This window comes from Blautia sp. An46 (genome assembly GCF_002161645.1).
Lineage (GTDB): Bacteria > Bacillota > Clostridia > Lachnospirales > Lachnospiraceae > Blautia > Blautia ornithocaccae.
On record NZ_NFIF01000014.1, the window covers coordinates 18252 to 33673 of the forward strand.

The 15422-nt window shown below is 45.2% G+C and carries 15 protein-coding genes; 10 read left to right on the forward strand and 5 right to left on the reverse strand.

What is annotated here, in order from left to right; genetic code table 11:
• Nucleotides 1-13: 13 nt before the first annotated feature.
• The 5 genes from rlmN (at nt 14) to B5G00_RS12070 (ending at nt 4517) form a co-directional block, all read left to right on the forward strand.
• Entirely contained in the window at nt 14-997 is a 984-nt protein-coding gene (gene rlmN / locus B5G00_RS12045; RefSeq protein ID WP_002584956.1) for a 23S rRNA (adenine(2503)-C(2))-methyltransferase RlmN, read from the forward strand.
• A 473-nt stretch (nt 998-1470) separates the two neighbouring features.
• Entirely contained in the window at nt 1471-1908 is a 438-nt protein-coding gene (locus B5G00_RS12050; RefSeq protein WP_002604474.1) for a sigma-70 family RNA polymerase sigma factor, read from the forward strand.
• A complete protein-coding gene (locus B5G00_RS12055) occupies nt 1892-2134 on the forward strand; it encodes a helix-turn-helix domain-containing protein (RefSeq protein ID WP_002604473.1) in 243 nt (80 codons plus the stop codon). Before B5G00_RS12050 ends, B5G00_RS12055 begins: the two co-directional genes overlap by 17 nt.
• A gap of 458 nt (nt 2135-2592) precedes the next feature.
• Entirely contained in the window at nt 2593-2766 is a 174-nt protein-coding gene (locus tag B5G00_RS12065; protein ID WP_002604472.1) for a transposon-encoded TnpW family protein, read from the forward strand.
• A 77-nt stretch (nt 2767-2843) separates the two neighbouring features.
• The gene (locus B5G00_RS12070) at nt 2844-4517 is read left to right on the forward strand and encodes a recombinase family protein (RefSeq protein ID WP_002604471.1); all 1674 of its coding nucleotides are present in this window, start codon (nt 2844-2846) and stop codon (nt 4515-4517) included.
• On the opposite strand, the gene B5G00_RS12075 is transcribed toward B5G00_RS12070, so the two are convergent.
• Nucleotides 4510-4713, reverse strand: a complete 204-nt coding sequence (locus B5G00_RS12075) for a hypothetical protein (protein WP_087273020.1) — start codon at nt 4711-4713, stop codon at nt 4510-4512. The two genes, B5G00_RS12070 and B5G00_RS12075, sit on opposite strands and share 8 nt — an antisense overlap.
• A gap of 147 nt (nt 4714-4860) precedes the next feature.
• Nucleotides 4861-5136 carry a DUF6870 family protein gene (locus B5G00_RS12080; protein WP_242971344.1) on the reverse strand — a complete coding sequence of 92 codons (276 nt, stop codon included), beginning with the start codon at nt 5134-5136 and terminating at the stop codon, nt 4861-4863.
• Nucleotides 5137-5463: 327 nt separating this feature from the next.
• On the opposite strand from B5G00_RS12080, the gene B5G00_RS12085 reads away from it, so the two are divergent.
• The 3 genes from B5G00_RS12085 to B5G00_RS19645 all read left to right on the forward strand — a co-directional run bounded on the left by B5G00_RS12085 (nt 5464) and on the right by B5G00_RS19645 (nt 7200).
• Nucleotides 5464-5865 carry a plasmid mobilization protein gene (locus B5G00_RS12085; protein WP_087273023.1) on the forward strand — a complete coding sequence of 134 codons (402 nt, stop codon included), beginning with the start codon at nt 5464-5466 and terminating at the stop codon, nt 5863-5865.
• Nucleotides 5828-6247: a hypothetical protein gene (locus tag B5G00_RS19640; protein ID WP_330396358.1), complete on the forward strand. Its 420-nt coding sequence runs from the start codon at nt 5828-5830 to the stop codon at nt 6245-6247. Before B5G00_RS12085 ends, B5G00_RS19640 begins: the two co-directional genes overlap by 38 nt.
• A 218-nt stretch (nt 6248-6465) precedes the next feature.
• Nucleotides 6466-7200: a hypothetical protein gene (locus B5G00_RS19645; RefSeq protein ID WP_330396359.1), complete on the forward strand. Its 735-nt coding sequence runs from the start codon at nt 6466-6468 to the stop codon at nt 7198-7200.
• A 349-nt stretch (nt 7201-7549) separates the two neighbouring features.
• Here B5G00_RS19645 and B5G00_RS12105 read toward each other — a convergent pair whose 3' ends face one another.
• The 3 genes from B5G00_RS12105 to B5G00_RS12115 form a co-directional block, all read right to left on the reverse strand.
• Complete coding sequence (locus B5G00_RS12105) at nt 7550-8341, reverse strand: PD-(D/E)XK nuclease family transposase (protein ID WP_330396360.1); 792 nt, start codon at nt 8339-8341, stop codon at nt 7550-7552.
• 353 nt (nt 8342-8694) lie between these two features.
• Nucleotides 8695-10482, reverse strand: coding sequence for an ABC transporter ATP-binding protein (locus B5G00_RS12110; RefSeq protein ID WP_087273029.1), 1788 nt, complete (start codon nt 10480-10482; stop codon nt 8695-8697).
• A 4-nt stretch (nt 10483-10486) separates the two neighbouring features.
• The gene (locus tag B5G00_RS12115; protein ID WP_087273032.1) at nt 10487-12211 is read right to left on the reverse strand and encodes an ABC transporter ATP-binding protein; all 1725 of its coding nucleotides are present in this window, start codon (nt 12209-12211) and stop codon (nt 10487-10489) included.
• 488 nt (nt 12212-12699) lie between these two features.
• Here B5G00_RS12115 and cysD point away from each other — a divergent pair, with 488 nt between their 5' ends.
• Both cysD and cysC read left to right on the forward strand, forming a co-directional pair.
• A complete protein-coding gene (gene cysD, locus B5G00_RS12120) occupies nt 12700-13599 on the forward strand; it encodes a sulfate adenylyltransferase subunit CysD (protein ID WP_087273035.1) in 900 nt (299 codons plus the stop codon).
• A complete protein-coding gene (gene cysC, locus B5G00_RS12125; protein WP_087273038.1) occupies nt 13599-15422 on the forward strand; it encodes an adenylyl-sulfate kinase in 1824 nt (607 codons plus the stop codon). Before cysD ends, cysC begins: the two co-directional genes overlap by 1 nt.

Genomic DNA, 15422 nt, shown 5'->3' on the forward strand with positions numbered 1-15422 from the left:
AAAGGATATAAAAATGAAACGTTTACCTAAATATACGCCTGCGGAAGTACGGAATGATCCATACGGATTTACTTACAAAGAAATGTCGGAAGTTATTGGCGAGAATGAAGCAAAAGCCTTATATGAAGAATTATATAAGCAATTACCACGCAAAAAAAATCTATCAATGTTGGTAAAAAATATTTGCAAAAGCAGTGATACTGAAAAGTATGTTTACGAACTGAAAGACAACAAATACATTGAAACGGTTTTTATCAAGCGGCGAGATGGTGGAACTGTTTGCGTGAGCACACAAGTCGGTTGTCCTGTTGGTTGTATTTTTTGTGAGTCCGGGCGAAATGGCTTTGTTCGTAATCTAACATCGTCAGAAATCGTACAACAGATTATATTGTTGCGTCGAAAAGTAAACCGTATCGTTTTTATGGGTATGGGAGAGCCTTTATTCAATTATGACAACTTGATAAAAGCAATCCATATTCTCCGAGATAGATATGGGCTCAACTTTCCAACCGACGGCATTACCATATCAACAGTTGGTCCGGTCGATCAATTAAAAAAATTGCGCGAGGAACATCTTAAAATTCAGTTGACAATATCTTTACACGCAGCAACACAATCTGCAAGAAATCGTATTATTCCTCACATGCGCATATATGCTATTGAAGATGTTGTTAAGCAAGCCTTATCCTATTCTGAAAGGCATAATCGCAAAATTGTCTTTGCGTATTTGCTTTTACCGGGTATAAATGACCGGCCCTCAGATGTAAGACAACTTGCAAAATGGTTTCGGGGCAAAAAAGTTATGATTAACGTGTTACAATACAACCCAACAAGCAATTCAAGAATTAAAGCACCACAGAAACGGGAAATAGTTGCATTCAAACATCAATTAGAGCAAGCAGGACTTGAAGTTACTATGAGAGTTTCTCATGGCAGAGAGATTAACGCGGCTTGTGGACAGTTAGCTAACACATATAATAAATTCAAAAAAAAATGATTAAAAGTGCCAGACGCATAGACGCAGAGCCGATAACGCATTAGGTCAAAAAACCTATGTGTTATCGGCTTTTTTATTTAATATTGCGCAAAAGCCGCTGTTCCCTATTATAGAATGGATTGCGGGTAGTGTATTAAAGTCGCCCTTTTTTAAGGATACGGCGGTATCGGGGAGGTATCGCCGTGTCCATTTTTATTTACTGTAACCCGCCTAATGCTTTGCGGTCAAAAAAAGCTATGCTCCGCAAGCGGGATATTCCGGCTATGAATGTGAACTGTCAATACATTTAGCTACTGCTTACATTTCCTTTGCGCCCGTCCGCGTCTTGCGGACGGGCGCATTTTGCTTTTTTCAACTTTTTTCTGAAAAGCGCACTCAAGAGCCATCTCCCGAACGGGTACGGAGCGAAAGGGGCAGAGAGGACAAGCCCTTAACTCCCGTCCTCTACTCCACGCGGGAAGGAGGTGAACTCTATGGAGCTATCTTCTTCCGACAAGGAAAGAATACAACATCAGTACGACGCATTAGCAAAGAAAACTTTGGTCGGCGAAGCGAAAAGCCACCGCCGCACTCTTGCGAAACGCGCAGCACGCGAAGTTACTTTTTCGGATTTGAGCGAAAGCGAACTCGCGCAGCTTTTCACAACGGACGAATACGAAAGCGATTATTTCCGTTTTCAAGTGTCCGGCTTTGATGTACTCGTCAAAAATGAACTGCTTGCCGAAGCCCTTAACGCTTTGCCCGAAAGGAAACGCGACATTATCCTTTTGTCCTACTTCTTGGATATGAGCGACGCGGAAATTGGCGAACTGCTGAATGTTGTACGCACGACGGTTTTCCGGCACAGGAAATCCGCGCTTGCGAAAATCAAACAGTATTTGGAGGGAAAAGCAGATGATGAATACCGTTAGGAAGTCTGAAAATCTGTTGCCGTTCCCTGTCATTTCCGCAGCGGCAAACGGCGACACAACCGCCATGTGCGCGATCTTGAAGCACTACGAGGGTTACATAGCGAAACTTTGTACCCGCACGCTGAAAGACGACGCGGGCAATACCTATTCCTATGTGGACGAGGAAATGCGTAACAGGCTGCAAGTGCGCCTTATTACCCGCACCCTTGCTTTTCATGTAGGATAATCTTTTAGCCCATGCGGGGAGCGTGTCCCCTTTCCACGCTTCCCGTTATGGGCTATTTGTCGTTCCGCAAAAGCATATCCGCTGTTGATGTGCTTTTGCAGGCCGACAAAGCCTATTGTTCTTTGACAAAGAAAGCGGCCTTTGGTGCGCAGCATAACAGGCAAACGGGTACATTCCGTCTGTACCGAGCCAGTCGGCGGGTACGCCATGACAGCTTTTCCCCATAGGGGAAAAGCCGAGCGAGAACTACCGCGCCGTAAAACAGGTTTAGCAGCTTGTGGGCGACGACATACAAGGCGGCACAATGATACTCCCGCGTTGAACACCCTCAAAGTATTGCGCGGCGCACCCATAAGCATGGGCCGGGGTGAAACTCCCGTGAGGTTGCAGCTAACAACCGCCCGTTTTTGCCTTTTGACGAATATAGTTTATCCATACAGGAAAAGGAGGTTTTTCTAATGGATAAAAAACAGACAATTACAACCGAACGCAAAATAGGGAAAATCACCTATCTTGTTCAAGCGTTGCCGAGTGAAAAGGCAACCGATACAATCCATAAAAAGATTGAGAAACTCATTGTAAAGGATTTGCAGAAAAAGCCCGGAAATCCGGGATTTTTAGCGTCCGAGTAGTGCATTAGGCGGCGGGATATGGTATAATGATAGCAACACATTATACCTGTTTATTCGGCTGTCGGAAAGGAGGACTAATGTTACAGTCGAATAAAATCACCGCCCTTTACTGCCGTTTAAGTCAAGAGGATATGCAAGCCGGAGAAAGCGGAAGCATACAGCACCAAAAAATGATACTTCAACGCTATGCGGACGAACACCATTTTTTGAACACAAAGTTTTTTGTGGACGACGGATTTTCCGGCGTGAGTTTTGAGCGCGAGGGGCTGCAAGCGATGTTGCAGGAAGTGGAAGCCGGACGAGTGGCGACGGTCATTACCAAAGACCTTTCCCGTCTTGGCAGAAACTATCTGAAAACGGGCGAACTCATAGAGATTGTATTTCCCGAAAACGGAGTACGCTATATCGCGATCAACGACGGAGTTGACACAGCGCGGGAGGATAACGAGTTTACCCCCTTGCGGAACTGGTTTAACGAGTTTTACGCCCGCGACACAAGCAAGAAAATCCGCGCAGTTAAACAGGCACAGGCGCAAAAAGGCGAGCGCGTCAACGGGGAATATCCATACGGCTATATCCCAGACCCGAACAACCGCCACCACCTTATACCCGACCCGGAAACCGCGCCGATTGTCAAACAGGTTTTCGCTATGTTTGTTAGCGGCGTGCGTATGTGCGAAATCCAAAAATGGCTTGCGGAAAACAAAGTCTTGACGATTGGAGCGTTGCGCTATCAGCGTACAGGACAGGCGCGGTATCAGCGGGCAATGATCGCCCCCTATACTTGGCCGGACAAAACGCTCTATGACATATTAGCAAGGCAGGAATATTTAGGGCATACCATAACCGCGAAAACTCACAAGGTATCCTACAAGTCGAAAAAGACCCGGAAGAACGAAGAAGAACAACGCTATTTCTTCCCAAACACCCATGAGCCGCTTGTTGACGAGGAAACCTTTGAACTTGCGCAAAAGCGGATTGCTACCCGCCACCGCCCGACAAAAGCAGCGGAGATTGATATTTTTTCCGGCTTGCTGTTTTGCGCTGGTTGCAGACATAAGATGTATTACCAACAGGGCGTAAATATCGAGCCGCGCAAGTTTTCCTATTCTTGCGGCGCATGGCGCAACAGGGCAAGGACAGGCAGCGAGTGTACCTCTCATTATATCCGCAAAAACGTACTTCTTGATTTAGTGCTGGAAGATATGCGGCGGGTTTTGCGGTATGTTAAGGAACACGAACAGGACTTTATCTGTAAAGCTACCGAGTACGGCGACATGGAAGCGAGAAAGGCATTAGCGCAGCAGCAAAAGGAACTTTTCAAAGCACAGGCGCGTATGACCGAACTTGACACGCTTTTCCGCAAGCTGTATGAGGACAACGCATTAGGCAGACTGACAGATGAACGGTTTGTGTTTCTAACTTCCGGCTATGAGGACGAAAAGAAATCCCTTGCCGCAAGGATAGACGAGTTACAACAGCAGATCGCAACCGTTACCGAGCGAAAAAGGGATATATCAAGGTTTATTCAGATTGTCGGGAAATACAGCGACATACAGGAATTGACCTATGAAAACGTCCATGAGTTTATCGACCGTATTTTGATACATGAATTAGACCGGGAAACCAACACCCGGAAAATCGAAATCCATTATAGCTTTGTCGGACAGGTTGATACCGAGCAGGAGCCGACGCAAGTTGTCAACCATGACCGCCGCAACATGGTAGATGTAAAAAGTATCGCTATCTAACCCCAGCAAAGTTCGTCCCTGAATAACCATCGTCATCGTACTCCGCAACAATTTCAGTATCGCTGTGTTTTTTTCCGTAATCCTTAATGAGTTCCGTCTGGTTGATGATACTGTTGCTTATCTCTCCTCTGCCCTCATCCTGCGACAGTCTCTTATAAGCACCAGCACGATAGATTTTATTTTTCTTTTTAGCCATAAAAAAACCTCCTGTGATTGAGACATAGGATGACCCTCAATCATAGGAGTTCTACTCATTGTTAGTTCTTAAATTTTTTTGACCTACATCCAAATTACCATAACTCCGCATATTTTTCAAGAGGGTATTGCGATAAAACTATTCATTTTACAGATTCCGCACATATTCTTCCAGCCGCTCCTCTAAAGTGACGTCCGTATTTATAAAGCTGATTTTTAACACTACGCCATCATCCAGATAGCAGTATGGATTTTTAATCTGCTCTATAAAGCTCAAAATACGTTCTTCCCGGCTCAATCCCGGATCAAGTTTCACGGTACTTCTTTCCACCAGTGTTTCCCTGCCCACAGCCCGGATATCCATCTGTGCCATTCTCCTTAATCTTTCCGCCAGTGTTTCCTGCTCTGCTTTTTTCTTTACCATTTTACCAGCCCCTTTCACTAACCCCTTCCCTCAGAGGCCGGAAAACAAGCTGTTATATCAAATTTTATGTTCCACTTGTTTTTTCCTTTTCCCCGATAGGGATATATGAGAGGAAAATTCTTTTCTAGGGCAAGATTCGCCTATGTTATACAAAAACCCATTTCATGGATTTTCGCATACCTGGCATATCTTGATGGGGATTCCGGCTCCCCATTCCCTCGGTGGACGCACAAGAAACTTGTGCTGTTTGGCTTCCACAAAAAGTTGTGGTCGCAGCGTCATACAGCGTTTACCGGATATGCTGGCTCATAGAAAAAAGGAGAATCTATGGCAAGACCAAAGAAAGAAAAAGAACTGGCCAGCTCCCATCTGATTGCTTTCCGCCTGACGGATGTCGAATATGACCTTGTGACAAGAATGGCACAGGAAGCCGGCCTTTCCACTTCCGCCTACATCCGCAAGCTGTTGCTGGAGGGAAATGTAAATATCACATATGAAGTGGTTGCCGATGTATCCGCACTACAGAAGTTGACCGCAGAGTTTGGAAAAATCGGGGGCAACCTGAATCAGATCGCACGGTATTTCCACATGGGCGGTATCCGTTCCAAAGCGATGCAGGACGAAATACATGAATGTATCTCACAGATTTTTGATATGCGGAAAGAGATTGCAAAAATGGCAGGTAATTATCATGGCAGTGTTGAAACACATCGCAAGCAAAAACACTGATTACAGTCAGATTATTGATTATATGCTGTTCCAGCATGATGAGATTACCATGGAACCCATCCTGGACGAAAATGGGCGCATGATATTAAGGGATGAATATTATATAGACGACATCAACTGTGAAGCCATGCTTTTTGATAAAGAGTGCAAAAAACTGAATTCCAGTTATCACAAGAACCAGCACTATGATGACATCAAATCCCATCATTACATCCTTAGTTTTGACCCAAAGGATAAAGACGACCATGGGCTGACCGGAGAACGGGCACAAGCCCTGGGAATGGAATATGCAAAAAAAATCCCCCCGGTCATCAGGCTCTCGTCTGTACGCATATGGACGGTCACAATGGAAGCGGAAATATCCATGTACACATCATCATAAATTCTTTGCGAAAACTGGATGTGGAGCAGCAACCTTTCATGGAACGTCCCTGCGACAACCGGGCCGGTTATAAACATCATCTGATAAAAGATTATCTGTAGCAATCAGTCATGGACATTTGTCATAGAGAAAATCTTTATCAGGTTGACCTGCTCTCCCCGCCTAAAAATAAAATTACCCAGAGAGAATACTGGGCAGCCCGCAGGGAGCAGGAAAAATTGAATAAACGTAACGAGCAGATCGTAGCGGATGGCATGAAACCACGCCGGACGACTTTTCAGACACAGAAACAATATTTACGGGATGCAATCAATGACATTGCTTCACAATCCGGAAATCTGGAACAGTTCAAAAACGGATTGCAAGAAAAATACTATATCACACTTACAGATTGCAGAGGGCGTTTCAGTTATCTTCATCCAGAACGTAACAGGAATATAACTGACCGGACACTGGGAACACAATACTACAAAGACTACCTCGTAGAATTGTTTGAACAAAATCAGAAGCGTTTGAAGGAGACACCGGACATTTCCAAAATAGAACATTCGCCAGAATCTCCTGCCAATCCACAAGAAAAGAAACACAGCTTTTTTGAATACAATCCGGATTATGATTATTCTTCCGATCCGGCTGCTATTTTGTTTATTAAATCTGACTTGTGGCTCGTTGTTGACCTCCAGAATAATGTTAAAGCACAGCAGAGTCACGCCTATGCACAGAAAGTAAAAATCTCCAATCTACAGCAACTGGCGAAAACCATTGCCTATGTGCAGGAGCACCACTATGACTCCAGGGAAAATCTGCAAATGGCATTTGATGATATTTCCGAAAAATACAAGACATCCAGGAAAGCAGTCAAAGCTACCGAAGCAAGCTTAAAAATATCAATCAACAGATTCATTATACCGGACAGTACCTTGCCAACAAACCAATTTTTGCACAAATGCTGAAATCCAGAAATAAGAAAAAATTCCGTCAGGAACATCAGACGGAAATTGAGCTTTATGAATCTGCAGTCAAATTTTTAAAAGACAAAAATACTGATGGGAAAATTCCATCCATGAAAGTGCTAAAGGCTGAAAAGAAAAGCTGACCATAAAACGGTCAGCCCAATATGACACCTATCATTATTTCAAGGAATACCAGAAAGAGCTTCGGACAGTCTATTCCAATGTGGACAGCATCCTCGGACATCCCCATATTCCAGAAACTGACCGCAGTCAGGATCATACCATTTCTTAATTTCAAAAGCCGACCATCGCTCAAATTTTGAGCTTTAATCGACTTGTTGATGATTTGTTAAATTCTTTTCATAAGAATATCCTTTTCTGATTCAGAAACCCCCATAGCTGTCATTGCCTGCTCTGCCGTCCAACCTAAATTCTTCATTAGATTACGAAGTGTTTTAAGCAACTGTTCAGCAGCGGCCTCTTTTCTCATATCTTCCATAGCCTTGCACATAGCTTCCACTCCTTTCGCATCTTCCTTAAAATAGCGTACTCGATCAGCTAAAATTTTATAATGCATGTCGTTCGCATCCGTACATGAAAAATCATGCATCAGTTTACCAAGTTCTGTTCCATCTTTTATCTGGGAATTTACATATACGATATGCGTTTCATCCCCAAATGCCGCACCAGTTTCTTTGATTGTCCGGTCAATGTGATAAATAGGCAGTCCCGCTTTCAGTACATCATTCTCTGTAATAAAAATAACATACGTCTCTGCGAGATTCTCATAATCATCCCCAGGCTCCGTTACATTTGCATCCAGCAGACTGCTGTTATACCTTGCCCGCTTAATACTGGCTCCCTTATCACTTCTCTGGATTTCAATATTATAGACACGCCCATCCTCGTCAATCGCTATGATGTCCAAACGGATGGAACGTCCCTGCAAATTCTTTACATCATGCTGTGCGTGTACTTTTTGGACGATCAAATCTTTTTTCTCCAAAATGATTTGCAGTAAAAACTGCGAACACGCTTTATCTTCAAAGACTTTGCTCATAAAATCGTCATCCAGAAGGCGGAAGCCCCTTAGTCTCTGCAAATCTTCTGCGTGTTTTCTTCCAAAATCCAATTCTGCCAAAGTCTCACCGGCTTTCCTCTTGTTTAAACTCAAATAACAGAAAGAGTTTTTCTGTTATCCATATCATACCACAGAAAAAGTATCTTTACAATCAGCGCAATTTTTCTGGTTGTGAATTTTTCATAAATCTTCGATTGTTCTCTATCACTGACCTTCTTTCAAAGCTGCTGCACGAGCAGAATCCACATAATGCGTTGCATACGATTTTTCAATCTCTGCCTTGCCGCTTTTACTGAACCGCAGTGGATATACCTGTTTATGCCGCTGATCGCTTTTTCCTATAATGTAAAAAAAGGACTTTATCTCCATGTACCTGTATGAATACCAGGTATCATGGGGATAAAGTCCTTCTATTATTCAAACTGGCTGTAATAAAGTTTTGCGTAAGCTCCCTGTTTTACCAGCAGTTCTTTATGATTGCCCTGTTCAATGATATTTCCTTTTTCCATAAACAGGATCATATCTGCATCCCGGATAGTGGAAAGCCTGTGGGCGATAACAAAGCTGGTCCTTCCTTTCATGAGCTTCTTCATAGCTTTTCCAATTTCCATCTCGGTCCTGGTATCTACACTTGAAGTAGCCTCATCTAAGATCAGGATAGGCGGGTTGCACAGGAATACTCTGGCAATGGTCAGAAGCTGTTTCTGTCCTGCAGACAGGTTGGAAGCCTCATTATCCAATACGGTATCATAGCCTTTCGGCATAGTACGGATAAAATAATCCACCTTAGCCGCTTTGGTTGCTGCAATGATTTCTTCCCTTGTAGCGTCTGCTTTTCCGTATGCTATGTTTTCTGCTATAGTTCCGCCGAAAAGCCAGGTGTCCTGGAGTACCATACCAAAGTTCTTCCGCAGGCCGCTGCGGCTCATGTCTGTGGTCGGCACTCCATCTATGGTAATCTTTCCGCCGTTTATCTCGTAGAATCTCATAAGCAGATTGATAAGTGTGGTCTTTCCTGCTCCTGTACTTCCTACCACAGCAATCTTCTGTCCTGGTTCTGCCTTAAAGCTGATATCCTTCATCAGAAGTTTATCTGGATCATATCCGAAACTTACATGCTCAAAACCAATCCGTCCCTGGGCCCGTTCAATGGTAGTCACCGTTGTTTTGTCAGGAACCTGTTCCTCATCATCCAGCAGCTCAAAGGTTCTTTCTGCAGAAGCCAGAGCTGACTGAAGAGAGTTGAGCATATAAGATGCCTCTGTCATAGGCTCTGCCGTCTGGTTTACATACTGGAAGAAAGCCTGAACAACACCTACGGTCATTCTTCCCTCCAGCATAGCCTTACCTGCGATCACTGCAATAACTACGTGGGCAATCCTGGTAAGCAGACGGATCAGAGGGTTCACACAGTTGGTCAGGAAGTCCGCTTTCTGGTTTGCTATGCGGTTTTCCTCTGCTGCCGCCTCTACCTGTTCAATACTCTGTTTTTCATGGTTGTAAGCCTTGATCACGTCACGGCCTTTGTAATATTCTTCTGCGATACCTGTAAGGGTTCCAATGGTTTCCTGCCTTGCCATTGCACTCTGGAGGCTTTTTCTTGCCACGATATTTGTCACCAGAAGGGCGATCAGCATAAACAGCAGGAAGATCAAAGTCAGCGGAACACTGTACATGAACATAACGATCAGTGAGCCCACAATGGTACCGATAGCCACGATCAGTTTCAGAAGTCCCGTCTGCAATACTTCTGCAATCTTATCTAAATCGCTGGTCACACGGCTCAGGATTTCTCCTGCTTTATTCCTGTCGAAGAAACGTAATGGAAGCCGGTTCAGCTTCTGGGAAATCTCTGTCCTAAGGGTACAGGTCAGGGTCTCTGCCACGTTTGCCATCAGGTAGGACTGGAGGTAATAGAATATCCATGTAAAGAAATACTGGAATGTAAGCTGGACCAGTTCTTTACCCATATGATCCCAGGTAATGGCAAAAGGCCTTCCTTCTTTCCATGCTGCCTGAATATTGTTCCAAAGCAGGTCGATAACCTTTGCACTGTAAAGGGGGTTCCAGATACTAAGTCCAACATAGATTATAATGGAAATCGCTACTACCGTCAGACGAACTCTCTGTCCATGGAGCCGCCTAGCCAGACGGGAGATAGTCTTCCATACATTCTGTGCTTTGTTTATATTTTGTACCATTCCTTTATGCCTCCTTTGTCTGCGAATCTGAAATTTCCCGATACACCGGACAATTTTTCATCAGTTCCTCATGGGTTCCTTTTCCAACCATTTCACCTTCGTTTATTACGATGATCTGGTCTGCATGGCGGATAGAGCTGACTCTCTGGGCGATGATCACCACTGCGGCGTCCTTGGTTTCCGGGACAAGAGCCTTTCTGAGAGCTGCGTCGGTCTTAAAGTCCAGTGCGGAAAAACTGTCGTCAAAGATATAAAGTTCCGGTTTTTTCACCAGTGCCCTGGCAATGGATAGACGCTGTTTCTGTCCTCCTGAGAAGTTGGTCCCTCCCTGAGCTACGTAAGAGTTCAGCCCCTCAGGAAGGGAACGGATAAAATCTCCTGCCTGAGCTACATCTGCTGCATGCATCAATTCCTCATCTGTTGCATCGGGATTGCTGTACCGCAGGTTATCGGCTACAGTGCCTGAGAAAAGCCATGCCTTCTGCTGTACATATCCAATATGGTCTCTCAGATATTCCTGAGTCACCTGGCGGATATCCGTTCCATTCAGGCGGATATTTCCGGCTGTCACATCATGGAAACGGAGCATCAGCAGGGCAATGGTAGATTTTCCGCTTCCCGTTCCTCCGATAATAGCCGTAGTCTCGCCCCGGCGGCAGGTAAAGTTCAGCCGGTGAAGGGTATTCTCCTCTGCATCTGCAAATCGGAAGGATACGTCCTGGAATGACAATACTTCGTTTTCGTCTTTCTCTGCTTTGGGATTCTCTGTAACCATGTCACGTATTTCCGGTGAATGGTCCAGAACTTCCTGGATCCTCTCACAGCACTCCAGGGCACGGGGCAGTGTCAGGATCACCATCTGGGCCATCATCATGAAGAACAGCACCATCATGGCGTACTCGATCACTGCGGTGATGTCTCCGATCTGAAGATGGCCTGAACTGATCCTTCCTCCGCTGAGCCAGTAAACAGTCACTACGAAGAAGTTAATGCAGAAGAAGGAAAGCCCGTCCAGATTGGCAAAACGGCGGTTTGCCTTAATGGAGGTTTCCGCATAATTGGAAAATGCTTCTGCCATACGTTTTTCCTCTCTGGCTTCATTGTTAAAAGCACGGACAACTCGGACACCGGTAATATTCTCCAGAAGGACTGTGCTCATCCGGTCCAGTAATTTCTGCAAACGTCTGAACAGCGGCGATGCACTGCGGATAATGATAAATGCCAGTACAAGTACTACCAGCACCACGGCCAGCAGGATGAATCCCATCTCAACATCCAGGCTGAATGCCAGGGCCAGGGCGATAACGAAGATTACCGGTACCGGCAGGATCATCTGAATGCAGCTGGTAACTGCAAACTGGATAGTGGTGATATCCGACACCGTACGGGTAGTGATAGATGCTGTGCCAAACTGTCGGAAATCATACATGGAAAGCTTCAGTGATTTTTCATATATAGCTACCCTCATGTCCTTGCCCAGTCTTGCTGAGAGCATGGCACAGGTGTAACCTCCTGTGATGGCACATACTCCTGACAACAGTGAAGCTGCTGCCATCTGTATGCCTGTGTTCAGGAGAGTGTCAAAGGTACTGCCAGAAGTTCCCTCATTGAGGATCTCTGCAGCCAGGGTAGGGATATACAATGCCCCGGCAACATCAATGACCAAAAGCAAAACCGTGATCACACAAAGCTTCCAGTGTGGTTTTAAAAATTTTAGGATCAGTCTCATAATACGCCTCCCTTTTCTTTTTAAAAATCTTCGGTCAACGTTACTGCAGACCGGATACTCTGCTGCCTGCAGCCAAATTATTGACTTGCCTGCTTCTTTGGCGGGCTTACTGGCAAAAGGACTTTCCTGTAGAATAAAAAAAAGTGCGCCTGGTTATCTTTTCAATAACCGGGCGCACCCGACATCTTCTCCGATCCTGCAGCTGCGGCTGCAGGTCCTCAGATGATCACGTTCTGTTTTTCCCATAAGCCCAAAGAAAGCCGGACAAGGTGCAGGCATCTCAGCCTGTGCCTTATCCGGCTTATCATTTCTTTCGAATGATTTGCCCTCCGAGCAAGCAAGACCTATTATAATACTTATATCTCTATTGTCAACACATTTTTAACTTTTTTCAAAAATACATTTTTTGACACAAAATGTTCACATTTTCCTTTTAAAATAGAAGGGAAACTATTTCTCAGGATCATTATCCTGGAAAGGAGATAAATTTGAATTCTTTAGATCACCTAAGCGCTCTGGAAGCAGAGTCCATTTACATTATGCGGGAAGTTGCCGCAGAATGCGAAAATCCCGTTATGCTATATTCTATAGGGAAGGACAGCTCTGTCATGCTCCATCTCGCCAGAAAGGCGTTTTATCCGGAAAATCTTCCCTTTCCCCTTCTTCATATTGATACAACCTGGAAATTCCGCGAAATGATCGAATTCCGGGACCACATTGCCGAAAAATATAATCTGAACATGCTGGTTTATACAAACCAGGAAGGAGTTCGCCAGGGAATCAACCCTTTTGATCATGGTGCTGCCTATACAGATATTATGAAAACTCAGGCTCTGAAAGCAGCGCTGAAACATTATGGCTTTACAACAGCCTTCGGCGGCGGACGCAGAGATGAAGAAAAGTCCAGAGCCAAAGAACGTATCTTTTCTTTCCGCAGTAAGGAACAGACCTGGGATCCCAAGAATCAGCGGCCTGAAATGTGGAATTTATACAATACAAAAATCCATAAAGGAGAAAGCATCCGTGTCTTCCCTCTGTCTAACTGGACAGAGGCAGATATCTGGCAGTATATACAGCGGGAAAATATTGAAATCGTTTCTCTCTACTATGCCAAAGAACGTCCCTGCATCTATCGGGACGGCAATATTATCATGGTAGATGATGACCGGCTGAAACTTCTTCCCGGAGAAGAGATCCAATATAAAAAAATACGTTTCCGTACACTGGGCTGCTACCCTCTCACCGGCGGAATGGAATCAGATGCAGATACCCTGGAAAAGATCATTGCTGAAACTCTGGGAGCGGTTTATTCCGAAAGGACCAGCCGTGTCATTGATCATGAAGCTGCCGGCAGCATGGAGCGTAGAAAAAGGGAGGGATATTTCTGATGAAAGACCTGTTAAAATTTCTTACCTGCGGAAACGTAGATGACGGAAAATCCACCCTGATCGGTCATCTTCTATATGATACCAAACAGCTCTATGCAGACCAGCGCCAGGCTTTGGAACTGGACAGCAGAGTGGGAAGCGCCGGCGGACAGATTGACTACTCTCTGCTGCTGGATGGACTTATGAGCGAAAGAGAACAAGGGATTACCATTGACGTGGCCTATCGTTATTTTAAGACAGAAGTGCGCAGCTACATCGTAGCCGATGCTCCCGGCCATGAAGAATATACCCGGAATATGGCTGTGGCCGCTTCTTTTGCCCAGCTGGCTATCATTCTCATTGACGCCTCCAAAGGCGTGCAGATCCAGACCAGACGACATCTGCGTATCTGTTACCTGATGGGAATCCGGGACGTGGTATTTGCTATCAATAAGATGGATATGGTGGGCTATGACCGCCAGAGGTACAAAGAGATTGAAAACACGATTTACGAAATGACAGATTCCTTCTCTTTAAACAGTCTTACCATCATTCCTGTCTCTGCCACTGCCGGAGACAACATTACGGAACACTCTGACCAGATGCCCTGGTATAAGGGCCTTTCCCTGCTGGAATATCTGGATCAGGTAGAAATCCTTTCCGATGGCACTCAGACAGATTTTACCATGCCTGTCCAGAGAGTATGCCGTCCTAATTCCGGTTTCCGTGGTTTTCAGGGACAGATTGAAAGCGGAAGTATCTCTGTAGGAGATGAGGTCCGCAGCCTTCCCAGCGGGGAATCTGCTGTGGTTACCGGTATTCTTACCGGCTTTGACTCTGTAGAACATGCCATTACAGGCCAGCCCGTAACTCTGCAGCTGAACAGAGAGATCGATATCTCCAGAGGCTGTGTCCTTGTAACTGGAAAAGGCCATCCCATATCAGAAAGTTTTATGGTCACACTTTTATGGATGGATGAGTCCCCTCTTGTACCGGGAGTAAACTACATACTGAAACTGGGAACAAAAATGACCAACGTCACGGTCATGGAAATCCAGTATAAGATTGATGTCCACAGCGGCAGACATGTTCCCGCAGACCGGCTGTACAAAAATGAAATCGGCGTATGCAGCATTTTAAGCTCCGATAAAATCATATTAGATACTTTTGATAACTGCCAGCCTCTGGGAGGACTGATACTCATTGACCAGGTAACCAACCGCACCTGTGCAGGGGGCACAGTGAAAAGCATTATGGCCGGATCTGGGGATCTGTTCTGGCACAATTTTGATCTGACCAGAGATATCCGGGCCAGGAATATGGGGCAGAAGCCTCTGACCATCTGGTTTACCGGACTGTCCGGCTCTGGAAAGTCCACGCTGGCAAATGCTCTGGAAAAAAGACTCTATGCCATGGGGAAACATACCATGGTGCTGGACGGGGATAATGTCCGCCTTGGGCTGAACAGAGATCTTGGCTTTTCAGAAGAAGACCGGATTGAAAATATCCGCAGGATCGCTCAGGTAGCAAAATTGATGAATGACGCCGGCCTCATCGTACTGACTGCTTTTATCTCACCTTTCCACCGGGACCGTGAAAATGCCAGAAATATCATCGGCTCCTCTTTTATAGAGGTCTATGTCAGCACGCCGCTGGAAGAATGTGAAAACCGTGACACCAAAGAGCTTTACAAAAAAGCCCGTATGGGACAGATCCATGACTTTACCGGCGTCAGCAGTCCTTATGAGATTCCTGTATCTCCGGAAATCACAGTGGATACCACAGAACGTTCCATTGACGCCTGCGTAGCCAATATTCTGGACAAGCTGTCTTCATTTTTATAA